The organism is Streptomyces abyssomicinicus (assembly GCF_008974245.1).
Taxonomy (GTDB): Bacteria; Actinomycetota; Actinomycetes; order Streptomycetales; family Streptomycetaceae; genus Streptomyces; species Streptomyces abyssomicinicus.
Window position 1 is genome coordinate 450251 of record NZ_BBZI01000009.1, and the last position, 24423, is coordinate 474673.

17 protein-coding genes are annotated in these 24423 nt (G+C 72.5%); 10 read left to right on the forward strand and 7 right to left on the reverse strand.

What is annotated here, in order from left to right:
* The first annotated feature begins 70 nt into the window (after nt 1-70).
* Nucleotides 71-1870 carry a phosphomethylpyrimidine synthase ThiC gene (gene thiC, locus GBN72_RS22365; protein ID WP_151773647.1) on the forward strand — a complete coding sequence of 600 codons (1800 nt, stop codon included), beginning with the start codon at nt 71-73 and terminating at the stop codon, nt 1868-1870.
* A gap of 421 nt (nt 1871-2291) precedes the next feature.
* Here the strand turns inward: thiC and GBN72_RS22370 are convergent, their stop codons facing one another.
* From GBN72_RS22370 to GBN72_RS22380, 3 genes are all read right to left on the reverse strand, one after another.
* Nucleotides 2292-3113 carry a hypothetical protein gene (locus GBN72_RS22370; protein ID WP_151773648.1) on the reverse strand — a complete coding sequence of 274 codons (822 nt, stop codon included), beginning with the start codon at nt 3111-3113 and terminating at the stop codon, nt 2292-2294.
* A gap of 317 nt (nt 3114-3430) precedes the next feature.
* Entirely contained in the window at nt 3431-4591 is a 1161-nt protein-coding gene (locus tag GBN72_RS22375) for a metallophosphoesterase (RefSeq protein ID WP_164540798.1), read from the reverse strand.
* Nucleotides 4592-5449: 858 nt separating this feature from the next.
* The gene (locus GBN72_RS22380; protein WP_151773649.1) at nt 5450-6562 is read right to left on the reverse strand and encodes a LacI family DNA-binding transcriptional regulator; all 1113 of its coding nucleotides are present in this window, start codon (nt 6560-6562) and stop codon (nt 5450-5452) included.
* Between the two features lie 396 nt (nt 6563-6958).
* Between GBN72_RS22380 and hisC the strand changes: the two genes are divergently transcribed.
* The 5 genes from hisC (at nt 6959) to GBN72_RS22405 (ending at nt 16092) form a co-directional block, all read left to right on the forward strand.
* Complete coding sequence (hisC, locus tag GBN72_RS22385) at nt 6959-8038, forward strand: histidinol-phosphate transaminase (protein WP_151773650.1); 1080 nt, start codon at nt 6959-6961, stop codon at nt 8036-8038.
* 352 nt (nt 8039-8390) lie between these two features.
* The gene (locus GBN72_RS22390) at nt 8391-9902 is read left to right on the forward strand and encodes a cytochrome ubiquinol oxidase subunit I (RefSeq protein WP_151773651.1); all 1512 of its coding nucleotides are present in this window, start codon (nt 8391-8393) and stop codon (nt 9900-9902) included.
* 26 nt (nt 9903-9928) lie between these two features.
* Nucleotides 9929-10930: a cytochrome d ubiquinol oxidase subunit II gene (gene cydB / locus GBN72_RS22395; protein ID WP_151773796.1), complete on the forward strand. Its 1002-nt coding sequence runs from the start codon at nt 9929-9931 to the stop codon at nt 10928-10930.
* A gap of 15 nt (nt 10931-10945) precedes the next feature.
* Complete coding sequence (cydD, locus tag GBN72_RS22400) at nt 10946-14707, forward strand: thiol reductant ABC exporter subunit CydD (RefSeq protein WP_151773652.1); 3762 nt, start codon at nt 10946-10948, stop codon at nt 14705-14707.
* Nucleotides 14708-15027: 320 nt separating this feature from the next.
* Entirely contained in the window at nt 15028-16092 is a 1065-nt protein-coding gene (locus tag GBN72_RS22405; protein ID WP_151773653.1) for a M23 family metallopeptidase, read from the forward strand.
* Nucleotides 16093-16119: 27 nt separating this feature from the next.
* On the opposite strand, the gene GBN72_RS22410 is transcribed toward GBN72_RS22405, so the two are convergent.
* From GBN72_RS22410 to GBN72_RS22425, 4 genes are all read right to left on the reverse strand, one after another.
* Nucleotides 16120-17010 carry a Cof-type HAD-IIB family hydrolase gene (locus GBN72_RS22410; RefSeq protein WP_151773654.1) on the reverse strand — a complete coding sequence of 297 codons (891 nt, stop codon included), beginning with the start codon at nt 17008-17010 and terminating at the stop codon, nt 16120-16122.
* Nucleotides 17011-17129: 119 nt separating this feature from the next.
* Nucleotides 17130-18032, reverse strand: coding sequence for an LLM class flavin-dependent oxidoreductase (locus GBN72_RS22415; protein ID WP_151773655.1), 903 nt, complete (start codon nt 18030-18032; stop codon nt 17130-17132).
* A gap of 72 nt (nt 18033-18104) precedes the next feature.
* A complete protein-coding gene (locus GBN72_RS22420) occupies nt 18105-18665 on the reverse strand; it encodes an RNA 2'-phosphotransferase (RefSeq protein WP_151773797.1) in 561 nt (186 codons plus the stop codon).
* 118 nt (nt 18666-18783) lie between these two features.
* Nucleotides 18784-20421 (reverse strand): SDR family oxidoreductase, encoded by a 1638-nt coding sequence (locus GBN72_RS22425; RefSeq protein ID WP_151773656.1) that lies wholly within the window; start codon nt 20419-20421, stop codon nt 18784-18786.
* Between the two features lie 310 nt (nt 20422-20731).
* Here GBN72_RS22425 and GBN72_RS22430 point away from each other — a divergent pair, with 310 nt between their 5' ends.
* The 4 genes from GBN72_RS22430 to GBN72_RS22445 are packed head-to-tail and all read left to right on the forward strand — an operon-like array spanning nt 20732 to nt 24259.
* Nucleotides 20732-21667: an ABC transporter ATP-binding protein gene (locus GBN72_RS22430; RefSeq protein ID WP_246212793.1), complete on the forward strand. Its 936-nt coding sequence runs from the start codon at nt 20732-20734 to the stop codon at nt 21665-21667.
* A complete protein-coding gene (locus GBN72_RS22435) occupies nt 21654-22595 on the forward strand; it encodes an ABC-2 transporter permease (protein WP_170315366.1) in 942 nt (313 codons plus the stop codon). Before GBN72_RS22430 ends, GBN72_RS22435 begins: the two co-directional genes overlap by 14 nt.
* Complete coding sequence (locus tag GBN72_RS22440; RefSeq protein WP_151773658.1) at nt 22592-23503, forward strand: ABC transporter ATP-binding protein; 912 nt, start codon at nt 22592-22594, stop codon at nt 23501-23503. Before GBN72_RS22435 ends, GBN72_RS22440 begins: the two co-directional genes overlap by 4 nt.
* Before the next feature lie 36 nt (nt 23504-23539).
* Nucleotides 23540-24259 carry an ABC transporter permease gene (locus GBN72_RS22445; RefSeq protein ID WP_151773799.1) on the forward strand — a complete coding sequence of 240 codons (720 nt, stop codon included), beginning with the start codon at nt 23540-23542 and terminating at the stop codon, nt 24257-24259.
* The last annotated feature ends 164 nt before the right edge of the window (nt 24260-24423 follow it).

Below are 24423 nucleotides of genomic sequence, written 5' to 3' on the forward strand. Positions count from 1 at the left end.
TCGCACCGGAGACCGCTGCGTCGACCGCCGAACCTGTTACCGGGTAATGCCGGCGTAGGGAGTAGGTCTCATGACCGACAAGGACGCACGCACGCCTGCTCGTTGGCACAAGAGCTACGTGGAAGGCTCGCGGACCGACATCCGCGTGCCAGTACGTCAGGTCCACCTCACCAATGGCCGTTCGGTGTCGCTGTACGACACCTCCGGCCCGTACACCGATCCGGCGGTCGTCACCGACGTGCGCCGGGGTCTGCCGCCGCTGCGGCAGAACTGGATCATCGCCCGCGGCGACACCGAGGAGTATCCGGGCCGGCCGGTCCGACCCGAGGACGACGGCATCCGCCACACCTCACCGCGCGGCGGACTGCGTAACCTGGACGCGGTCTTCCCGGGCGACCCGCGGCGTCCGCGCCGCAGCCTGGAGGGGCGGCCGGCGACCCAGCTCGCCTATGCCCGGCGGGGCGAGATCACGCCCGAGATGGAGTTCGTCGCCCTCCGGGAAAACGTCTCGCCGGAGGTCGTGCGGGAGGAGATCGCGGCGGGGCGGGCCGTGCTGCCCGCCAACGTGAACCATCCGGAGATCGAGCCGATGATCATCGGCAAGCGTTTCCTGGTGAAGGTCAACGCCAACATCGGCAACTCCGCGGTGACCTCCTCCATCGAGGAGGAGGTGGAGAAGATGACCTGGGCGACCCGATGGGGCGCCGACACGGTGATGGACCTCTCCACCGGCCGCAACATCCACACCACGCGTGAGTGGGTGCTGCGCAACTCCCCCGTCCCGATCGGGACCGTGCCCCTCTACCAGGCGTTGGAGAAGGTGGACGGCAAGGCAGAGGAGCTGACCTGGGAGATCTACCGGGACACGGTGATCGAACAGGCCGAGCAGGGCGTGGACTACATGACCGTGCACGCCGGCGTACGGCTGGCCTACGTGCCGCTGACGGCCGGGAGGAAGACCGGTATCGTCTCCCGGGGCGGATCGATCATGGCGGCCTGGTGCCTGGCGCACCACAAGGAGAGCTTCCTCTACGAGAACTTCGAGGAACTGAGCGAGATCCTGGCCTCCTACGACGTCACCTACTCGCTGGGCGACGGCCTGCGCCCGGGGTCGATCGCCGACGCCAACGACGAAGCCCAGTTCGCGGAGTTGCGCACGCTCGGGGAACTCAACCGGATCGCCAAGCGTTGTGGTGTGCAGACGATGATCGAGGGCCCGGGCCACGTCCCGATGCACAAGATCAAGGAGAACATCGACCTTCAGCAGGAGATCTGCGATGAAGCTCCGTTCTATACGCTCGGCCCGCTGACCACGGACATCGCTCCGGGCTACGACCACATCACCTCCGGCATCGGCGCGGCGATGATCGCCTGGTGGGGTACGGCGATGCTTTGCTACGTCACCCCCAAGGAACACCTGGGCCTGCCCGACCGGGACGACGTCAAGACGGGCGTGATCACGTACCGGATCGCCGCCCACGCCGCCGACCTGGCCAAGGGGCATCCGGGCGCCCAGGAGTGGGACGACGCGCTCTCAGACGCGCGGTTCGAGTTCCGGTGGGAGGACCAGTTCGACCTCTCCCTCGACCCGGACACCGCGCGGGAGTTCCACGACGAGACGCTGCCGGCCGAACCCGCGAAGACGGCGCACTTCTGCTCGATGTGCGGGCCGAAGTTCTGCTCGATGCGGATCAGCCGGGACATCAACGAGCGGTTCGGCGGGGATGCGGCGGCGGGTTCCGCGGAGGCGATCGCCGAGGGCATGCTCCAGAAGTCCAAGGAGTTCGCGGCGGGCGGCAACCGGGTGTACCTGCCGCTGGCGGAGCGGGCAGAGCGTGCGGAGCCGCCCGTCGAGGCCGTGGCGGACTGACGCGGGGCGCGCCGGACCGCGGCGTGACGTACGGCTGCGTGACGTGCGGCTGCACGTCACGCAGCGGCGTGACGTACCGCTGACGGCCGTGCGCCGAGCGGTGGTCCGTCACCCGCATCGGTGCGCACCGATGCGGGGTACGGGCCGCCCGTGGGGCCGGCTCGGGCCGCCGTGGGGCCGGCTCGGGCCGCGTCACCTTGTCCGGGCCGGGCGCGGCGCGGACGGGGCGGTCCGGGCGTGGACGGGGCGGTCCTGGCCGTGTCCTGCCCGTGCCCTGCCCGCACCGGGCCGCGTCGGTGGGCACCGGCGCCGTGGAGGCCGGCCGGGTGACGTGTGCGCCCGGCCGGTGTCATCCGGCGCCGGCCCGTGCCAGACGGTGCCGGCCGGTGGCTGATGGCTGGTGCCGTGCGGTGCCGGCCGGTCAGTCCGTGTGCCGGGTCCGGCTGGAGAAGTCCGGGCTGCTGTACCCCGGGCTGCTGAAGCGCGGGCCGGCGAGCCGGCCGGGTTCCCGGTGCGTGCCGGTGCCGGGGTAGCCGTCGTGGCCGCCCGGCTCCGCAGGTCGGCCGCCCGTGGTCGGGGAGACCTGCGGGGGCCAGGTCGCCGCTTCCTGGAGGAAGGGACGGATCCCACGCTCCCGCAGCGCCTCCAGCCACTCGTCGCGGGCCCGTTCCAGGTCCGCGTCCGGGCGGTGCCGCGGCGCGACGTGGTACGCGCGGGAGCCGTTGCGCACGGCGGTGATCAGCAGCCCGGCCGCGGCGGCCAGCAGCGCGGCGGCCGCCAGCGCGCCGAACGTCCAGCCGGCGGTCAGCAGGGCCGCGGCCATGGCCGGCTCCGGTGTGAGCATCTTCAGGACGTAGCCGATCAGCAGCAGGACGGCCGCCGACGCCCCCGCCAGCAGCGGGGCCAGGACGACCGCCACGGCGGCGGCTCCGGGACCGGTCGCGTCGGCGTCCGCCCGGGCGGAGGGAGTGCCCGCCTCGGAGGACGATTCCCGTCCCGCGTCGGCGAGGTGCCGAAGGCCCTCGCGGAGGTCGCGGTAGTGGCCGTACTCGGCGGCCGCCGCCTCCATGATCTCGTCGGCGCGCTCCAGGGCGAGCGTGCGCAGCTGCTCGCTGTTCGGGCGGCCGGCGGGCCCCGCCGGGTCGTCGTACCGCGGGGTCGAGCGCAGGGCCTCGTCCAGGGCTCGCTCGAAATCGGGGCGGTCCTCGTACCGCAGCTGCTGCGGGTGGCTGGTCATGTGCATCCCCCGATGCTCCGTAGGGCTGTGGCTCGGCATGCCGACGAGCCGTCTGGCTGGGACGGAGGGGAGCCTGCTACGGATAGTCCGATGGTAGTGCCGCGGCGGCGGGTGATGACAAGGGGATTACGGGAGGTTTCACGTTTTCGCCGCCGGACGAGCGCCGGATCCGGCAGCTGACGTGACGCGTGAACTGCCGTGTGGCACAAGGGACTTGGCGTTGCCTGGCCAGTCGTGGGCGCAGGCACGCGGCAGGAGCACGGCAGGCACGCGTCAGGCCCGGACCACTCGCCCGGGTCCGTGCGCTTCGTCGGCGCTCGTCCTCAGACGATCGGCAGGCGGCGCACCAGGAGGGTGCCGGCCATGGTGACTCCGCCGTCCATGGCGACGGCGAGTCCGTCGGCGTAGATGTGCGGGCCGTCGATGAGCGGGCGGCCGTGGCCGGACTCGCCGTCCTCCGTGCCGGCCTCACCGGTGAGGTAGGGGATCGGGCTGTGTCCGTGGACGATCCGGGTGCCGCCGTAGGCGTCGAGGAGTTCACGGGCGGCCTGCACACCGCCGGAGTCGCGGAAGGCGAACCGCTTGGTGAACTTGCGGAACAGGTCCCAGACCTCGTCCGCGTCGTTGCGGGTCAGGGTCTCCCGCACGGTGTCGTTGACCTCCTGGATGGAGCCGCCGAACTCCAGGTACGCGGTGGTGTCGGAGTGCACCAGCAGGTGGCCGTCGACCTCCTCCATCGCGGCCAGCCGGGCCATCCACTGGAGGTGGTGGTCCTGGAGGCGCTCCATGTCCGTCTTCTGGCCGCCGTTGAGCAGCCAGGCCGCCTGGAAGGTGGCGGTCCCGGCACCGGAGTTGACCGGGGTGTCGCCGTACCGCTTGGCGCCGAGCAGGAGCAGTTCGTGGTTGCCCAGCAGCGCCTTGCAGTATCCGCCGGCCGCCGCGGCCTCGGCCGACAGCCGCATCACCAGCTCGATCACGCCGACGCCGTCCGGGCCCCGGTCGGTGAAGTCGCCCAGGAACCACAACCGGGTGTTGCCCGCCGACCAGTTGCCGTTCTCGTCGACGATGCCCTGGCCCCGCAGCGCGTCGAGGAGTTCGTCGAGGTAGCCGTGGACGTCGCCCACGACGTAGAGCGGGCCGGGAGCGGGCTGTCCGGCGGCCTGCGCCTCCGCTGCGGCCGGAGCGGTGACCGCCGACGGGGTGAGCTGCAGGGTGTCTCCGCGGCGGATCACCGGAAGGTTCCGCTCGGTCGGGGTGTACCCGTCGGGCGGCCCGTCCGGGAAGGCCTCCGGGGGCACGGACCCGGGATGGGGCTCCGGGCGCGGGGAGGCGGGCGGCTCGGTGCGCGCCACCGGCGGCGGGGCCGCAGGAGGAGGGCCGGCCGCGACGTGCGGCGCGGGTTCGTGGACGTATGCCGGCACCCGGAAGTCGCGCAGTGTCGCCGTACGCTCCACCTCGGGTCCCCGACCGGCCCCCTGAGTCATCGACCCCTCCACCATCGCGCCGCGTCTGCACCGCATCGGACTGCCTGGTGGCAGCGGCCCGCGGTGTCGTGCGCCCATCATAGGAACGCGGATCGCGCCGTGTGACGACCCAGGGGTGGTGAATCCGGCGGGGATGGCCGATGGCGTGCTGGATTTCGTCCGAATCGCGCGGTGTGCGGGGGTTGACCCCCCGTCCGGACGACCCGCCCGAACCGTCGCTCGTGCCCGCCTCGACCACGGGCGGCGCACCGGCCACGCTCCCGCGCCCCTGGACGTCACCGTCCGGCCCGGGGCCGCCTCTCGGGGCCGTCTCCCGGGGCTGCTCAGCGCGGCCTTCCCGCGGCGCCGCCGGCCCGGCCTCCCGTCCGAGCGCACAGCCCCTTCCCTCATCGCCCGAAGGTCACCCCCCTGCCAGGGACGCCCCGTCGGTCAGGCGGAGACCCCGTCGGTCTGGCGGAGACCCTGCCGGTCTGGCGGAGACCCTGCCGGTCTGGCGGAGACCCTGCCGGTCGGAGGGAGCCCGCGCCGGTCGGAGGGAGCCCGCGCCGGTCGGAGGTAGACCCAGCGCCAGCCGGGCAAGCGACCCAGCTCACGGGTCAGCCCGGCCCCGCAGCCGCCCGTCCCGCTGGGGCCGCCCGCCCGGTTGGGGCCGCCCGTCCAGCTGGGGCCGCATGTTCCGGTGAGGTCACCCTCCCAGGTGCTGCCGCCCCTGCCGTCCTGGCCACCCGCCCCCCGTTGAGCCGTCAGGTCATGGCGCCGGACACCCCCGCCAGGCCCGGTACGCGTACCGGCCTGCGTACCAGCCCGGCCCGCGTACCGGCCCCTCCTCCGGCGCGCGGGATCCAGGCGGCGCAGGGATCAACCGGTACCCGGGTTGCGCGGCGGACTCACGGTGGTGCGGGTCGGGCGGCGCTGGGAGGAGGCGCGGACGATCAGCTCGGTCGGTATGACCTGCTCGACCGGCTGGTCCGAGGCGATTCCCTCGATGGCGTCGATCAGCAGCTGCACCACGGCCGTGCCGATCCGGCGCGGCTTGAGGGAGAGCGTGGTGATCGGCGGTTCGGTGGACGCGTAGACCGAGGACTCGCTGCAACACACCAGCAGCAGGTCCTCCGGCACCCGCAGCCCGTACCGCCGGGCGGCGGCGAGCAGGTCGGTGCCGTTGGGGTCGAAGAGGCCGTACACCGCGTCGGGCCGGTCCGGCCGGGCCAGCAGCCGGTCGGCGGCCACGGCTCCCGCGCACGGGTCGTGGGCCGGATAGGACTCGTAGACCGGCTCCTGCCCGACACTCTCGCACCAGCGCAGGTAGGCGGTGGTGGACAGCCGGGTGTACGTGTCGGTGCTGGTGCCGGTGAGGAGCCCGATGCGCCGGGCGCCGGCCGCGGCCAGGTGGTCCAGGATGCCCAGGACGGCGGCCTCGTGGTCGTTGTCCACCCATGCCGTCACCGGAAGGGCGCCGTTGGGGCGGCCGTCGGAGACCACCGGTAAACCCTGGCGGGCCAGTTCGGCGACGACCGGATCGTGGTCCGACGGGTCGATGACCACGGTGCCGTCCAGCGCCACGTTGGACCACACGTCGTGCCGTGAGGTCGCGGGCAGGATCACCAGGGCGTAACCGCGGTCCAGCGCCGCCGAGGAGGCCGCCCGGGCCATCTCGGCGAAGTAGGCGAACTCGGTGAAGGTGAAAGGTTCATCCCCGTACGTGGTCACCGTCAGGCCGATGAGGCCGGACTTGCCCGTACGGAGGGTTCGGGCCGCGGCCGAGGGGCGGTAACCGAGACGGTCGGCCACCTCACGGACATGGCGTCGGGTGGCATCGGGCAGTCGGCCCTTGCCGTTGAGGGCGTCGGAGACGGTCGTGATGGAGACCCCGGCCGCGGCGGCCACGTCCCGGATCCCCGCCCGGCCCGATCGGCTGCCCCGGCGGGTGATCTCAGCCCGGTTCACCTGGTGCTTCCCTGCTGCTGTCATGGCGAGCCGATAGTAGGGCTCAGGAGGCAGGCCGGATTCGATGCATATGCGGCCATTGACAGGGACGATTCTCCATGGTCATCTGACGAGAAAAGCCTTGGAAACAAAGGGCACAGGCACCTTCGGTCAATGGACCGGGCGTCCCGGCGGGTGAATGCGGCGTGCAAGGACAAGGTTCCGGACCGGGTGCAACTCACCTGCACGGGTGATGCGCGCCACGGCGCAAGCCACCGGCGCGCGTGATTTCACCGGCCGCGCCCCTGGTTGCCCCGGGCCGGCTGCGACCGGGTGCCGCGCCCTGGCCGGGCCGGTCCCGCGGCGGGGTGCGGCTCTTAGGCTGATAGCCATCGGTGCCGTCGGCGAAGTGAGCCGCCGGCCGTCATGAGGAGGACTGCGGTGAGCGAGACGAGCCCCAAACTGCGTGCCGAGCTTGAGGGAGTGCCCTCCTACAAGCCGGGCCGCCCGGCCTCGGGGTCGGGTCCGGTCGCCTACAAGCTGTCCTCCAACGAGAACCCCTACCCGCCGCTGCCCGGCGTGCTGGAGAGCGTGGTGGCCTCCGCGGCCTCGTTCAACCGCTACCCGGACATGGCCTGCGCCGGCCTGACCGAGGAGCTGGCGGAGCGCTTCGGTGTGCCCGCCTCCCACGTGGCCACCGGCACCGGCTCGGTGGGCGTCGCGCAGCAGCTGCTGCAGGCCACCAGCGGTCCGGGCGACGAGGTGATCTACGCCTGGCGCTCCTTCGAGGCGTACCCGATCATCACCCGGATCAGCGGCGCCACCCCGGTGGAGGTGCCCCTCACGCCGGGTGAGGTCCACGACCTCGACGCGATGGCCGACGCGATCACCGAGCGGACCCGGCTGATCTTCGTCTGCAACCCCAACAACCCGACGGGCACCGTGGTGCGCCGGGCCGAACTGGAGAGGTTCCTCGACCGGGTGCCCGGCGACGTGCTGGTGGTGCTGGACGAGGCCTACCGGGAGTTCATCCGGGACCAGGACGTTCCGGACGGCGTGGAGCTCTACCGGGACCGCCCCAACGTCTGTGTGCTGCGCACCTTCTCCAAGGCGTACGGCCTGGCCGGGCTGCGGGTCGGCTTCGCCATCGCCCATGAGCCGGTGGCTGCCGCGCTGCGCAAGACCGCCGTGCCGTTCGGTGTCAGCCAGCTCGCCCAGGACGCGGCGGTCGCCTCGCTGCGCGCGGAGGACGAACTCCTCGGCCGGGTGGGCTCCCTGGTGTGCGAGCGCAACCGGGTGGTCGCGGCCCTGCGCGAGCAGGGGTGGACCGTGCCGGACACCGAGGCCAACTTCGTCTGGCTGCGGCTCGATGAGCGGACCATGGAGTTCGCGGCGGCCTGCGAGCAGGCGGGCGTGGTGGTCCGGCCGTTCGCCGGGGAGGGTGTGCGGGTCACGGTCGGCGAGACGGAGGCCAACGACATCTTCGTCAAGACGGCTGAGGAGTTCTGCCGCTCCGTCTGATCCCGCCCGCGGCGTCCGTCCTTTCGGCCCGGTGGCCCCTTCGGGGAGCCGCCGGGCCGTCGCGGTTTCCGGGCGCGGAGCCGGCCGTCGGACCGGGCGGGAACCGGCCCGGAACCGGCCGCAGAACCGGGCGCGAGGCCGGAGGGCGGAGGGCGGAGGGCGGAGCCGGACGGATGGGCGGGTTTCGGCCGTCCTGGACCGAAGGGGGTACCCCCCTGTACGGCCGTTCGGCCTACATGCTGATAATAGCTTGTGAATGTGAACGCTTTCACAAGCGCGCATGTTCATGCCCCCATGTGCGGATCTGGTGGAACAAACCTCCGCCTCGAGGCACCGCTGTGAAGGAGAACACGTGGACCTCGCCCTGGCCCCCGAGACGCTCGCGCGCTGGCAGTTCGGCATCACGACCGTCTACCACTTCCTGTTCGTCCCGCTGACGATCTCGCTGGCCGCTCTCACGGCCGGGCTCCAGACGGCATGGGTGCGCTCCGGCAAGGAGAAGTACCTCAGAGCCACCAAGTTCTGGGGCAAGCTCTTCCTGATCAACATCGCGCTCGGCGTGGTCACCGGCCTGGTGCAGGAGTTCCAGTTCGGCATGAACTGGTCCGCCTACTCGCGCTTCGTGGGTGACGTCTTCGGGGCGCCGCTGGCCTTCGAGGCCCTGATCGCCTTCTTCTTCGAGTCCACCTTCATCGGCCTGTGGATCTTCGGCTGGGACAAGCTGCCGAAGAAGATCCACCTGGCCTGCATCTGGATGGTCTCCATCGGCACCATCCTCTCGGCCTACTTCATCCTGGCGGCCAACTCCTGGATGCAGCATCCGGTCGGCTACCGGATCAACGAGGAGAAGGGCCGCGCCGAACTCACCGACTTCTGGCTGGTGCTGACCCAGAACACCACGCTCGCCCAGGTGTTCCACAGCCTGGCCGCCGCCTTCCTCACCGGTGGCGCCTTCATGGTCGGGATCGCCGCCTACCACCTGGCCCGGGGCCGTCACATCGCGGAGATGCGCACCTCCCTGCGGCTGGGCCTGATGACCGTGGCGGTCGGCGGCCTGCTGACGGCGGTCAGCGGTGACGTGCTGGGCAAGGTGATGTTCGAGCAGCAGCCGATGAAGATGGCGGCGGCGGAGGCGCTCTGGGAGGGCGAGCGCGGGGCTCCGTTCTCGCTCTTCGCCTACGGCGACGTCGACAAGGGTCACAACACGGTGGCCATCGAGATCCCCGGGCTGCTCTCGTACCTCGCCGACTCGGACCTGGACCACTACGTGCCGGGCATCAACGACATCAACGAGGAGATGCAGGAGACGTACGGCCCCGGTGACTACCGGCCCAACATCCCGGTCGCCTTCTGGAGCTTCCGCTGGATGATCGGCTTCGGCATGGCCTCCCTCGGGGTGGGTGTGCTCGGCCTGTGGCTGACCCGCAAGAGGTTCCTGCTCCCCCAGCGCCTGCGGACCGGCGAGGACGAGGTGCCGCACCTGGTCCTGCTGCCGCGCGGCAAGGCCCTCGGCCCCCGGGCGACCCGGCTCTACTGGCGGGTGGCCACCTGGACCATGGCCTTCCCGCTGATCGCGAACGCATGGGGCTGGATCTTCACCGAGATGGGCCGTCAGCCCTGGGTGGTGTTCGGCGTCTTCCAGACCCGTGACGCCGTCTCCCCCGGCGTCGGCCAGGGCGAGGTCCTCGCCTCGATGCTCCTCTTCACGGTGGTCTACGCGGTCCTCGCGGTCGTCGAGGTGAAGCTGCTCGTGAAGTACGTGAAAGCCGGCCCGCCCGAGCTCACCGAGGCGGACCTCAACCCGCCCACCAGGATCGGCGGCGACCCGCGCGACGCCGACAAGCCCATGGCCTTCTCGTACTAGCGGGCAGGGAGTCGCCTCGCATGGAACTGCAACTGCACGACCTCTGGTTCGTCCTGATCGCCGTCCTGTGGACCGGCTACTTCTTCCTGGAGGGATTCGACTTCGGCATAGGCGTGCTCACCAGGCTGCTGGCCCGGGACCGGACCGAGAAGCGGGTGCTGATCAACACCATCGGCCCCGTCTGGGACGGTAACGAGGTCTGGCTGGTGACCGCCGCCGGCGCCACCTTCGCCGCGTTCCCCGAGTGGTACGCCACCCTGTTCTCCGGCTTCTACCTGCCGCTGCTGGTGATCCTGCTCTGCCTGATCCTGCGCGGAGTGGCCTTCGAGTACCGGGTGAAGCGGTCCGGCGAGAGGTGGCAGCGGAACTGGGAGTCGGCCATCTTCTGGACCTCGCTGCTCCTCGCGGCCCTCTGGGGTGTGGTCTTCGCCAACATCGTCCGGGGACTGCGGATCGACCGGGACCTGGAGTACGTCGGCACCCTGGGAGACCTGTTCAACCCCTACGCCCTGCTGGGTGGTGCGGTGACGCTGACCCTTTTCACCTTCCACGGTGCGGTCTTCGCGGCGCTGAAGACCGAGGGGGAGATCCGGGACCGGGCACGCGGGCTCGCCGTGCGGCTCGGCGTGGTCACCGCCCTGCCGCTGGTCGGCTTCCTGGTCTGGACGCTGCTCTCGCGGGGCGACCTGCCGAGCCTGGTCGCGGCGGTGATCACTCTCGCCGCGCTGGCCGGCGCGATGCTGGCCGGACGGGCCGGCCGCGAAGGATGGTCGTTCGTCTGCTCCGGCCTGAGCGTGGTGGCGCTGGTGGCGGTGTTCTTCCTGTCGCTCTTCCCGGAGGTCATGCCCTCCACGCTGGACGAGAACTGGAGCCTCACGGTCACCAACGCCTCCTCCAGCCCCTACACCCTGAAGATCATGACCTGGTGCGCCCTCGCGGCCACGCCGGTGGTGCTGCTGTACCAGTCGTGGACCTACTGGGTGTTCCGCAAGCGGATCGGCACGCGGCACATCGCCGCGAGCCACTGACGGACGAGGTTTCACGTGAAACCGGTGGATCCCCGACTGGTGCGGTACGCGCGCGCCACCCGTGTCTTCCTGGCCGCGGTGGTGGCCCTGGGCCTGGTGGGTGCGGGCCTGGTCGTCGTCCAGGCGACGCTGATCGCGGAGGTGGTGGTCGGTGCCTTCCAGAAGGGGCTGTCCACCGGCGAGCTGGTCACCCCACTGCTGTGGCTGACCGCCGTCGCCTGCGGGCGAGGAGTGGTCGCCTGGCTGACCGGGCTCGCGGCGCACCGCGCGAGCGCGGCGGTCAAGTCCGAACTCCGAGGGCGGCTGCTGGCACGGACAGCCGCCCTCGGTCCCTCCTGGCTGGACGGGCAGCGCACCGGATCGCTGGTGAACCTGGCGACCCGGGGGGTGGACGCCCTCGACGACTACTTCGCCCGGTACCTGCCCCAGTTGGGCCTGGCCGTGGTGGTGCCGGTGGCGGTGCTGGCCCGGATCGTCACCGGTGACTGGGTCTCCGCAGCGATCATCGTGGGCACCCTGCCACTGATCCCCCTCTTCATGGCGCTGATCGGCTGGGCCACCCAGGCCCACACCGACCGGCAGTGGCGGCTGCTGTCGCGGCTTTCCGGTCACTTCCTCGACGTGGTCGCCGGACTGCCCACGCTGAAGGTGTTCGGGCGGGCCAAGGCCCAGGCGGAGTCGATCCGCCGGATCACCGACGCATACCGGCGGGCCACCCTGCGCACGCTGCGTATCGCCTTCCTCTCGTCGTTCGCGCTGGAGCTGCTCTCCACGTTGTCGGTGGCGCTGGTCGCGGTGACCGTCGGCATGCGGCTGGTCCACGGGGAGATGGACCTCTACACCGGCCTGGTGGTGCTGATTCTGGCGCCGGAGGCCTATCTGCCGTTGCGGCAGGTGGGGACGCAGTACCACGCGGCGGCCGAAGGGCTGGCGGCCGCGGAGGAGGTCTTCGCGGTGCTGGAGACCCCGCTGCCGGAGGCGGGCACCCGGCCGGTGCCGGCGGACACGACGATCACGGTCGAGGACCTCGCCGTGCGGTATCCGGGGCGTACGGAGGACGCGGTCGCCGCTGTCTCCTTCACGGTGGAGCCCGGTGCGGTGGTGGCGCTGACGGGTCCCAGCGGCGCGGGCAAGTCCACGCTGCTGCGGGTGCTGCTCGGGTTCGCGCGGCCGTCCCGGGGGCGGGTGCGGGTGGGCGGTGTGGACCTCACGGAGATCGATCCGCAGGCGTGGCGGTCACGGATCGCGTGGGTGCCGCAGCGGCCCCACCTGTACGCGGGGAGCGTGGCGGAGAACGTGCGGCTGGCCCGCCCGGAGGCCGACGACGCCGAGGTGCGGCGGGCGCTGGCCGACGCGGGGGCGTTGGATTTCGTGGACGCCCTCCCGGAGGGGGCCGCCACGATCCTGGGGGAGGACGGCGTCGGGCTGTCGGCCGGGCAGCGGCAGCGGATCGCGCTGGCCCGCGCGTTTCTGGCCGACCGTCCGGTGCTGTTGCTCGACGAGCCCACGGCGGCGTTGGACGGTGCGACGGAGGCGGAGGTCACGGAGGCGGTGCGGCGGCTGTCGGCCGGGCGCACGGTGATCCTGGTGGTCCACCGCCCCGCATTGCTGTCGGTGGCCGACCGTGTGGTCCGGCTGGGCCTGGCCGATGCGTCCGGCGGGCTGGGTGCGGAAGGCGGCCCCGACCGGCTTGGTCCCGCAGGTACCTCCGACCGGTTGGGACGGGGTGGTGCCCCCGACCGGTTGGGCCGGGGCGGTACCTCCGGCCGGTTGGGCCGGGGCGGTGCCTCCGGCCACGTCGCCCATGGAGAAGGCGCCCCGGGCACCGTGGCGGCTGCCGCCCTCGGCGTCGTCGGGAGCGGACGGGAGGGCCTGCTCGGCTCCGACGACACCGACCCGGCAACCCCCGGTCAGGCCACGGGGCCGATGGTCCGGGGGACGACCGTGGACGGGCAGGGCGTCCCGGCCCGGGCGGACGCGCAGGAGGCCGACACCATGCCGGGTGGCACGCTCGGCGTGCTGCGGCGGGTGCGGGCGTTGTCCGGGGCGCGGCGAGGGCGGCTGGTCTTCGCACTGGTGCTGGGAAGTCTCGCGCTGGGCAGCGCGGTGGGGCTGATGGCCACCTCCGGGTGGCTGATCTCCCGTGCCTCCGAGATGCCTCCGGTGCTGTACCTGATGATCGCGGTGACCGCGACCCGCGCCTTCGGCATGGGCCGCGCCGTCTTCCGGTACGCCGAGCGCCTGGTCTCGCACGACGCCGTGCTGCGCATGCTCGCCGATACCCGGGTCGCCGTCTTCGCGCGGCTGGAGCGCCTGGCGCCCGCCGGGCTGCGCACCGCACGCCGCGGTGACCTGTTGTCCCGTCTCGTCTCCGACGTGGACGCGCTGCAGGACTACTGGCTGCGCTGGCTGCTGCCCGTGGGAGCGGCGGCGGTCGTCTCCGCCGGCTCCGTGGCGTTCACCGCCTGGCTGCTCCCCGAGGCGGGCGCCGTCCTGGCCGTGGGGCTGCTGGCGGCCGGCGTGGGGGTGCCCGTGCTGACGGCGGCGGTGGCGCGGCGGGCCGAGGCCCGGCTGGCCCCGGCCCGCGGTGTCCTGGCCACCCGGGTCGCCGACCTGCTCACCGGGACGGCCGAGTCCACGGTCGCCGGCGCGCTGCCCGCCCGGCTCGCCGATGCCCGCGCCGCGGACTCCGTCCTCACGCGGATCGCCGCCCGCACCTCCTCCGCGAGCGCACTGGGCGACGGACTGACCGCGCTGATCGGTGGCCTCACGGCGACGGCCATGGCGCTGGCCGCCGTCCCCGCGGTGGCCGCCGGGAGGCTGGACGGGCTGCTCACCGCGGTGGTCGTGCTGACACCGCTCGCCGCCTTCGAGGCCGTGCTCGGCCTGCCCCTCGCCGCCCAGCACCGGCAGCGGGTGCGGCGTGGCGCCGGGCGGGTCTTCGACGTGCTGGACGCGCCGGACCCCGTGCGCGAGCCGGAGTCCCCTCGTCCGGTACCCGCCTCGCCCTTCCCCCTGGAAGTCCGTGGGCTGGTGGCCCGTCATCCCGGCGGGGCGAGCGCCGCGTTGCGCGGTGTGGACCTGAGGCTGGAGCCGGGCCGCCGGGTGGCCGTCGTGGGGCCCTCCGGTGCGGGCAAGACCACCCTGGCGCAGGTGCTGCTGCGGTTCGTGGAACCGGAGGCCGGGGTCTGCGCCCTGGGAGGGGTCGACATCCGCGCGATGGACGGCGACGAGGTACGCCGGGTGGTGGGGCTCTGCGCCCAGGACGCCCACCTCTTCGACAGCAGCATCCGGGAGAACCTGTTGATCGCCCGCAGGGACGCCACCGAGGCGGAGCTCCGCACGGTCCTGCGGCGGGTGCGGTTGCTGGAGTGGGCAGACGCCCTCCCCGACGGCCTGGACACCCTGATCGGCGAGCATGGTGCCCGGCTGTCCGGGGGCCAGCACCGGCGGCTGACCCTGGCCCGCGTCCTGCTCGCGGACTTCCCCGTGCTGGTGCTGGACGAGCCCACCGAGCATCTGGACCTGCCGACCGCCGACGCGCTCACCGCGGACCTGCTCGCCGCCACCGAGGGGCACACCACCGTGCTGATCACCCACCGTACGGCGGGACTGGAGGCGGTGGACGAGGTGATGGTCCTGGACGGCGGCCGGGTGGTGCAGCGCGGCGGGTACGCGGAACTGGTCCGGGTCGACGGCCCGTTCCGCGCGATGGTCGCCCGCGAGGAGACGGCGGAGTCCCTCGCCGGCCGTCCCGCCTCGGCGGGGGCCGCGTGAGGGGGGTGGCGGCGGGCGGGCCGCGCGCGACCACGTTGCCGGGCTCGTGCCGGGCTCGTGCATGGCTCCGGCCCGGCTCGTGCCCTGCTGCCCTGCTGCCCTGGGTGCGCCTGGTGCCGTGACTGGCACGCCCGGGCGGGACCGGGTGGCGTGAAGGGTACGTGGCCGCGCGTCGAGGCCAGGGGGTTGAACCGGCGCACCCCCAGGGCGGCGGTGCCGGAGGAGGGCGCCGTCCCGCGCTCACCCGGCTGCCGCAGGGGTTCCCCCGGCCGTACGCCCTCGACGGGCCGTGCGCCGGTGACGGCACGACGATCACTGACATGCCCTCACCTCGCCGCTCCCTGCCCCTCTTTCCCGTCCTGCTGTGCACCCTGGTCGCGCTGGCCGTGCGTCCCGCGGCCGCCGAGGGGGAGCAGGCGCTTGCCGCGCCACCCGACGACGGCGGCCTCAGTACCCGGGTGGCGCACCTCTACCAGGAGGCTGCCCGGGCCACCTCGCAGTACGAGGCCGGTACCCGCCGGCTGGAGAAGGAGCGGGTACGGGCCGGCGCGCTGGACCGCCTGCTGGCCGTGAACCGGCGGGAGGCCGAGGTGCTGCGTGCCGACCTCGGCCGGTACGCCAGGGCGCAGTACCGGGCGGGCGGGGGCCTTCCGGTCTCGGCCCAGTTGCTGCTGGCGGACGATCCCGAGGCGCTGATGAACAGTCACCGCGCCGTGTGGCGGGCGGACCTGGCAGTGAACAACGTCATCGAGAGGAGCCGCCGGGTGGAACGGCGGCTCTCCACGGAGCGGCGGGAGGCCGCGGAGCGGCGGCAGCGGCTGGAGAAACGGTCCACCGAGCTGGCCGGGATGCGCCGGGAGATCCAGAGCACGCTGGAGGAGGCCCAGGGACTGCTGCAGAGCCGGGCGGACGCCTCGGTCGCTGCCGGGTCCTGCCGGGGAGCGGTGCCGCTGGAACAGCCCGGTCGGCCGGCCGCGGGACCGTGGGTGGCGCCGGTGGAGAGCTACACGCTGTCGGCCGGGTTCGGGCAGGGCGGCGCCCGGTGGGCCAGCCGGCACACCGGGCAGGACTTCGCGGTACCGATCGGCACCCCGGTACGCGCGGTGGGTGAGGGCCGGGTGGTGAAGGTGTCCTGCGGAGGCCCGTTCGGCATCGAGGTGGTGCTCGAGCACCCTGGCGGCCACTTCACCCAGTACGCCCACCTGGCCGCGGTCGGCGTGGACCAGGGGCAGCGGGTGGCGGCGGGGCAGTGGATCGCTCAGTCGGGGACCAGCGGCAACTCCACGGGACCTCACCTGCACTTCGAGGTGCGGGTCGGCCCCGGGACGGGCTCGGCGCTCGACCCCGTTCCCTGGCTGTCGGCACGCGGTGTCCCGCTGGGCTGACCCGTCGGCCGCAGCCGCGCCGCGGAGCTACGGCAGCTCGGCCAGGATCTTCTCGATGACGACCGCCACCCCGTCCTCGTTGTTGGCCGCCGTCCGGCGGCCCGCCGCACGCAGGGCGTCGGGGTGGGCGTTGCCCATGGCGTACGCCTGGCCGGCCCAGGTGAGCATCTCGATGTCGTTCGGCATGTCCCCGAAGGCCACGACCTCCTCGGGCGAGATGCCGCGCACGGCGCAGCACATGGCGAGGGTGCTGGCCTTGGAGACGCCGGGACCGCTGATCTCCACCAGGGCGGTGGGGCTGGACCGGGTGACCGTGACCCGGTCGCCGACCACGGTGCGGGCCAGGGACAGGAAGGCGTCCGGCTCCAGCGCGGGGTGGAAGGCGAGCAGCTTGAGCACCGGCAACCGGGCGGCGGCCCCACCGGGGGCCAGCAGCTCGTCGGCGTCCCCGTAGGAGTCGGGCCGCTCCACGTGGATGCTCGGGTAGGCGTGCTCCTGGTGGAAGGCGTAGGTCTGCTCGATGGCGAAGACGGTGCCGGGGGCCCCCTCGCGCAGCAGCCGCACGGTCTCCCGGGCATTGGCGTGACCGACCTCGCGGACCATGGTGAAACGGTGGTGGCCCGGGCCTTCGTGGAGGTCGACCACGGCGGCGCCGTTGCCGCAGATGGCCAGCCCGTGCCCGTGCAGGTGATCGCTGACGACCTCCATCCAGCGGGCCGGCCGGCCGGTGACGAAGAAGACCTCGATCCCGGCGGCCTCGGCGGCGGCCAGCGCGGCGACGGTGCGGGGCGAGACGGACTTGTCGTCCCGCAGCAGAGTGCCGTCCAGGTCGGTGGCGATCAGCCGGGGCGGAACTGCAGCGTGGGCCCGGGTCGCGGGCGCTTCGAGAGCTGAGGTCACCCCGCCATTCTCGCGCATATGCCAGCACGTGCGTGCGGATGCCCGCACATCTGAGTGAGAATCGACCACTGAATGCTCGATTCCCCCGGATATGCCGGGTTGGCCGGGGGCGCCTGCGGTCAGCCCCCGGCCAGGCGTCAGCTCAATTGCGCCGGTGCTTCGGTGGCGATGCGCTCGAAGACCTTCTCGTCCACGTCGAAGTCCGAGTCGGGGATCGGCATGTGGATCACCAGCTCGGAGAAGCCCAGCTCCGCGTGCCGGCCGGCGAAGTCCACGAAGGCGTCCACGGACTCGAGTGGGACGTTGCGGTCAGGGGTGAAGCCCGTGAGCAGAACCTTGCCGAGTTCCTGCGCGTCCCGGCCGATCGCCGCGCAGGCGTCCGCCAGGCGCTCGGTCTGGCGGCGGATGGCGGCCACGGACTCCTCCGGCGTGCCGGTCTCGAAGATCGTCGGGTCGCCGGTGGTCACCCAGGACTGTCCGTGGCGGGCGACCAGCTGCATCCCCCGGGGGCCGGTGGCCGCCACCGCGAAGGGCAGCCGGGGTCGCTGGACGCAGCCCGGGATGTTGCGGGCCTCGTGTGCCGAGTAGTGGTCGCCGGTGAAGGAGACCGAGCCCTGGGTGAGGAGCCGGTCCAGCAGCGGAACGAACTCGGCGAACCGGTCGGCCCGCTCACGTGGTGTCCAGGGCTCCTGGCCCAGGGCGGTCGCGTCGAAACCGGTGCCTCCGGCGCCGATGCCCAGGGTGATGCGGCCTTCGGAGATGTCGTCCAGGGAGATCAGCTCCTTGGCGAGAGTCACCGGGTGGCGGAAGTTCGGGGAGGTGACCAGGGTGCCCAGCCGGAGGCGGGAGGTCACGGCGGCGGCAGCGGTCAGGGTGGGCACGGCGCCGAACCACGGGCCGTCCCGGAAGCTGCGCCAGGACAGGTGGTCATAGGTGTAGGCGGTGTGGAAGCCAAGCCCCTCGGCCCGCTCCCAGGCGGCTCGCCCACCCTCGTGCCAGCGACGGTAGGGCAGAATCACGGTGCTCAGACGCAAGCTCATGAAGCGAGCCTAAGGCCGGGACGTTTCACGTGAAACATGCCACCTCCGCTCAACCCCGCCCCTCGCTCCCTCTCACCCCTCGCCTGCTCGGCCCTCCTGGAAGCGCAGGTACTCCGGCGGTACCGCACGGGTCAGCCAGACGCCGTTGGCGCTGCGGTGGAAGACGTGCCCGTCCCGGTGCATCGCTCCGGAATCGACCGTGAGGATCACGGGCCGGCCCCGGCGGGCCCCCACCCGGGTGGCCGTCTCACGGTCCGCCGAGAGGTGGACGTCGTGGCGGGCCATCGGCCGCAGCCCTTCGGTGCGGATCGGCTCCAGGTTCCGGGCCACCGTGCCGTGGTAGAGGAACGGCGGCGGTGCGACCGGTGCCAGGCCGAGATCCACCTCCACGGTGTGCCCCTGGCTGGCGCGGATGCGGGTGCCGTCGATGGCGAAGCGGCGCTTGTCGTTGGCGGAGACGGCGTGGTCGAGTTCGTCCCGGCCGATCGGGAATCCGTGGGCCGCGGCGGCCGTCAGCAGAGTCTCGATGTCCACCCAGCCGCCTGGGTCGAGGGTGATGCCGATCCGGTCGGGCTGATGTCGCAGATGGCGGGAGAGGTACTTCGAGACCTTGACCATGCGCCGGTCGTCGATGCCGGCGCCTTCCGAAGAGGTGTTCATGTGGGCCAAGTCTCACGTATTCGGGGTTTGATCCACAGCGAATTACGGTTCTCCACAGGAAAACGCGACCAACCTGTGGACAACTTCGCCGCTATGCGGACGGTGAGCGGTCCTGGCGCACCCGCCTGACCACCCGTGCGAGCACACGCGCACCAGGAGGCTCGGGAGCCACCTCGACCTCCGGCCGTCCCTGGAGCACCGCGTCGAGCACCGCCGCGGCGAGCCGCTCCGGGGGGATCCGACGGCCGGTCCGCGCCGGGAGGACCGTGGAGACGCCTATGCCGCCGCCGCGCACCGCCACTTCCGTCCGCAGCGCCTCGCTCACCGCCGCCGTCCCGGCCGCGCCCGCACCGACTCCGGCGAGCTGCACCACATGGCCGCCCTGAGCCCGGTCGACCATGTGGCGCGCGAAGGCCCGCGCCACATGGACCGCGCCGCCGATCCCGGCACCCAGGGCGCGTTCCCACATGCCGGGCGGAGTGTCCAGCAGCGACCCCGGCAGGGCGGCCGAGGAGTGCACCAGGACGTCGACCACGCCGTGCCCGGCCCGGACCCGTTCGGCCAGCCGTCCCACCGCGTCGGCGTCCGCAACGTCCAACGTCTCCGACCAGGCGCTCGGTGCGCCGGCGGCGCGGGCCGCCGCCGCGGTGGCTGCCGCGTCCTCGCCGTCCGCGTCCACGCACACCACCCGGGCGCCCGCCTGCGCGAAGGCCAGCGCGGTGGCCCGCCCGGCCCCGCCGCCCGCGCCCGTGACCAGGACCAGCTGTCCGGCGAAGCGCTCCGCCGCGGGCCCGGGCCGCCGGGGCGTGGGCGTCCGTCCGGCCTCCACGTCGGTGACGAAGCCGTCGACCCACCGGGCGAGCTGGTCCGGCCGGGTCAGCGGCACCGCGTGCCCGACAGGCAGGGTGCGCCGCACCAGCTTCGGAGCCCAGCGCTCGAGGCCGTCGTAGAGGGCAGGTGAGAGGAACGGGTCCCGCAGGGCGACGACCAGCTGGACCGGCAGATCGGTGTACGCGTCGACGCGCGGCGTCCGCAGCGAGGACGGGACGTTGTCCCGGTAGAGCCAGGCTCCTCGGGCGCCGTCGGTGCCCAGGCTGGCCGTGGGATACCCCTCGGGTTCCACCCCCTCGAACTTCTTGAGCATCGCCCGCCAGGTACGGGTGAGCGCAGGCGTGCCCCGCCAGAGCAGTTCGGGCACCACGGGGACGTGCAGGGCGGCCATGTACCAGGACCTGGCCGCCTGGCCGAGGACCCGGACGGTCCGGCGCGGGGCCGGCCGGGTCAGCCCTCGCCGTATCCAGAGGAAGAAGTGGTCCAGGGATGGGCCCGAGATCGAGGTGAGCGAGGCGATCCGGGACGCCGTCCGGGGCCGCGTCACGAAGTCCCAGCTCTGCACCGATCCCCAGTCGTGCCCGACCAGATGCACCGGGCGGCCGGGGCTCACGGCCTCGGCGACGGCCAGGAAGTCGTCGCCCAGCCGCTCCAGGGTGTAGCCGCCGCGCGGTGGGCGCGGAGCGGTGGAACCGCCGTGTCCGCGGACGTCGTAGACCACCACGTGGAACCGCTCGGCGAGCCGCGCGGCCACCTCGCTCCATATCTCCTTGGTGTCCGGATAGCCGTGGAGCAGGACGATCGTCGGCCGCTCGCCGTCGGCCGGTCCCAGCTCCGCGACGCACAGGTCGACCTTCCCCGACCGCACCATGCGTTCGCGCGCGCCCTTGAGTGCCATCCGTCCTCCACCCCTGCCGTCGTTCGGCTGCTGCTGCCACCGACCGTCGTCGTTGGCGGCCGCCGTCCCGCCCGCCGCCGTCGTGGCCGTCGCCCAAGCCGCCGTCGCCGTCGCCGTGGCCGCCGCCCAGGCCTGTGAATCTGGCAGCCGTCGGACACCGCGTCAACGCCCCGTCCCCGGAGGAGACGTGGCCCGCGTCTCCCCTTCGGGGATGACCCTTATACGTCCCCTACACCTGGAGGCTGAGCGGGGAGACCCCTCCTGGTGGACGACGTGTGCGCGTCATGCCCCTACCGTCATCTCCGTGACTGTGATCCTGACCGAAAGCCTGAGCAAGCGGTTCCCCCGGGTGACCGCCCTCGACCGGCTCACCCTGGACATCGGGTCCGGTGTGACCGGTCTGGTCGGCGCCAACGGCGCCGGCAAATCGACCCTGATCAAGATCCTGCTGGGTCTCGCCCCCGCCACCGAGGGGCGCGCCGAGGTGCTCGGCCTGGACGTCGGGACCGAGGGGTCCGCGATCCGCGCCCGGGTCGGCTACATGCCGGAGCACGACTGCCTGCCGCCCGACGTCTCGGCCACCGAGTTCGTCGTCCACATGGCGCGCATGTCCGGCCTGCCGCCGACCGCCGCCCGTGAGCGCACCGCCGACACCCTCCGCCATGTCGGTCTGTACGAGGAGCGTTACCGCCCCATCGGCGGCTACTCCACGGGCATGAAGCAGCGGGTCAAGCTCGCCCAGGCCCTCGTCCACGACCCGGACCTGGTGCTGCTGGACGAGCCGACCAACGGCCTGGACCCGGCGGGCCGGGACGACATGCTGGACCTGATCCGCCGTATCCACAGCGACTTCGGCATCTCGGTCCTGGTCACGTCGCACCTGCTGGGCGAGCTCGAGCGCACCTGCGACCACGTCGTCGTCATCGACGGCGGAACCCTGCTGCGCTCCAGTTCCACCACCGACTTCACCCGGTCCACCGCCACCCTCGCCGTGGAGGTCACCGACAGCGACGAGCACCCGGACGGGATCGACGCGCTCCGCAAGGCCCTGGGAGCCCGTGGCGTGCGCACCGAGGACGGCGGCGCCGGGCTGCCAGGGGCGGGCCGCATCCTGCTGCTCACCGCGGACGGCGACGACACCTACGACCTGATCCGCGACACCGTCGCCGGCCTCGGCCTCGGCCTCGTGCGCATGGAACAGCGCCGGCACCACATCTCGGAGGTCTTCCGCCATGACGACCGATAGCCTCACGCCGTCCGGCGGGCCCGGAGGGACGGCGCGTCCCGGGAACGGCGCCGCACCTGAGAGCCGGATCCACGACATCGGCTACCGCGGCTACGACGGCCCCCGCCTGGGCCGTGCCTACGCCCGCCGCTCCCTGTTCGCGCAGTCGCTGCGCGGCGCCTTCGGCCTCGGCCGCTCCGCCCGCTCCAAGATCGTGCCGGTGCTCATCACCTGCGTGATGACGCTGCCCGCCGTGATCGCGGTGGCGGTCACCATGATGAGCGGCGCCGCGGAACTGCCGATGACCTACGTGGAGTACACGGCGGGCTTCGAGATGGTGATCACCCTGTTCCTCGCCGCGCAGGCTCCCCAGGCGGTCTCCCTGGACCTGAGGTACCGGACCATGCCCCTGTACTTCTCCCGCCCGATCGCATTCTCCGACTACGTCCGCGCCAAGTACCTGGCCATGGCCTGTGCGGTCTTCATGCTCACCGCGCTGCCGCAGGTGGTCCTCTACGCGGGTGCGCTGCTGGCCAAGCTCGACTTCGCGAACCAGACCTCGGCCTTCGCCGAGGGCCTCGCCGGGGCGGCCGTGCTCGCCCTGCTCTACTCGGGCATCGGCCTGGTCGTCGCCGCCCTCACGCCGCGCCGGGGCTTCGGCGTCGCCGCCGTGATCGCCGTGATGATGCTGTCCTTCGCGGCGGTCTCCACGCTGCAGGTGGCCGCGGACCTCAACGACGCCAAGGGAGCGGTGTCCTGGCTCGGCCTGTTCTCGCCGAGCACGCTGATCTACGGACTGCAGCACGCGTTCCTCGGCGACGGCGCACCCTTCCCGGGCGACGCCGGGCCGTCCACCACCCAGGGCATCGTCTACCTGCTGGTCGTGGCCGTGCTGATCGCCGGTTCCTACGGCCTCCTGATCCGCCGCTACCGAAAGGCCGGGCTGTGACCACCATCCAGCTAGACCACGTCTCCCGCTGGTTCGGCAACGTGGTCGCCGTCAACGACATCACCGTGGACGTCGGACCGGGCGTCACCGGCCTGCTCGGGCCCAACGGCGCCGGGAAGTCGACCCTGATCAACATGATGGCGGGCTTCCTCGCCCCGTCCGCCGGGTCCGTGACCCTCGACGGCAGCCCGGTGTGGCGCAACGAGAGCGTCTACCGGGAGATAGGCATCGTGCCCGAACGGGAGGCGATGTACGACTTCCTGACCGGCCGCCAGTTCGTCGTCGCCAACGCCGAGCTGCACGGGCTGGGCGCCGCGGAGGCGCAGCGGGCGCTGGCCCTCGTGGAGATGGAGCACGCGCAGGACCGCAAGATCGGCACCTACTCCAAGGGCATGCGGCAGCGCGTGAAGATGGCCTCCGCGCTGGTGCACGACCCCTCGGTGCTGCTGCTCGACGAGCCGTTCAACGGCATGGACCCGCGCCAGCGGATGCAGCTGATGGACGTGCTGCGCCGAATGGGGGACGAGGGCCGCACCGTCCTGTTCTCCTCGCACATCCTGGAGGAGGTCGAGCAGGTGGCCTCGCACATCGAGGTGGTGGTCGCCGGACGTCACGCGGCCAGCGGCGACTTCCGCTCCATCCGCCGCCTGATGACCGACCGCCCGCACCGCTACCTGGTCCGCTCCAGCGACGACCGGGCGCTGGCGGCGGCGCTGATCGCCGATCCGTCGACCTCCGGCATCGAGGTGGACGCCGCCGAGGACGCCCTGGTGATCCAGGCGGCCGACTTCGGCCGGTTCACCGAACTGCTGCCCAAGGTGGCGCGGGAACACGGCATCCGGCTCTACACGGTGTCGCCGTCGGACGAGTCCCTCGAGTCCGTCTTCTCGTACCTTGTCGCGGCGTAGCGGCGAAGCGGCCTAGGAGGCTTCACGATGTTCACAGTGTTCCATCCCACGGTGGCCCGGCTCACCTACCGGGCCCTGCTCGGCCGGCGCCGGGCCCTCGTCCTGGGCATCCTGCCGTCGTTGCTGGTGCTGATCGCCGTCGCCGTGCGGCTGCTGGCCGACGGTGACCCGCGGAGCTCCACCGACGTGCTCGGCCGGTTCGCGCTGGCCGCGATGGTGCCGATCATCGGCGTGATCGCCGGGACCGGGGCGATCGGTCCGGAGATCGACGACGGCTCGGTCATGTACCTGTTGGCCAAGCCGGTGCAGCGGCGGACCGTGCTGCTCACCAAGCTGGTGGTGGCGATCGCGGTCACGATGGTCTTCTCGGCCGTCCCCACATTGATCGCCGCACTGATCCTCGTCGGCACCGCGGACGGGATCGCCGTCGCCTACACGGTGGCGGCGCTGGTGGCCTCGGTCGCCTACGCCTCGCTGTTCCTGATGCTGGGCACCCTCACCCGGCACGCGGTGGTCGTCGGACTGGTGTACACGCTGATCTGGGAGACGCTGCTCGGCTCCTACGTGGCGGGAGCGCGCTCGCTCAGCGTCCAGCAGTGGGCGCTGGCGGTCGGCGGCGACCTGGCCGAGGGGAAGCTGATCACCTCGGAGGTCGACATGGGCACCGGCGCGGTGCTGCTGACCGTGGTCACCGTCGTGGCCACCTGGTACGGGGTCCGCCGGCTGCGCAGCCTGACGCCGGCCACCGAGGAGTGACGTCCTCGGCACGTGGCGGGCGGGGCCGCCCGCCACGCTGACCGCGACGCGGCGGGCGCGCCTGCGCGTCGCGGTCGGTCCGTGCCCCGCTCCGGTCACGGCGCGGGGGTCCGCCGGGGCGACTGCCGAACCGCCGCCCTTCTTCTCGAACTGGATTCCGGTTT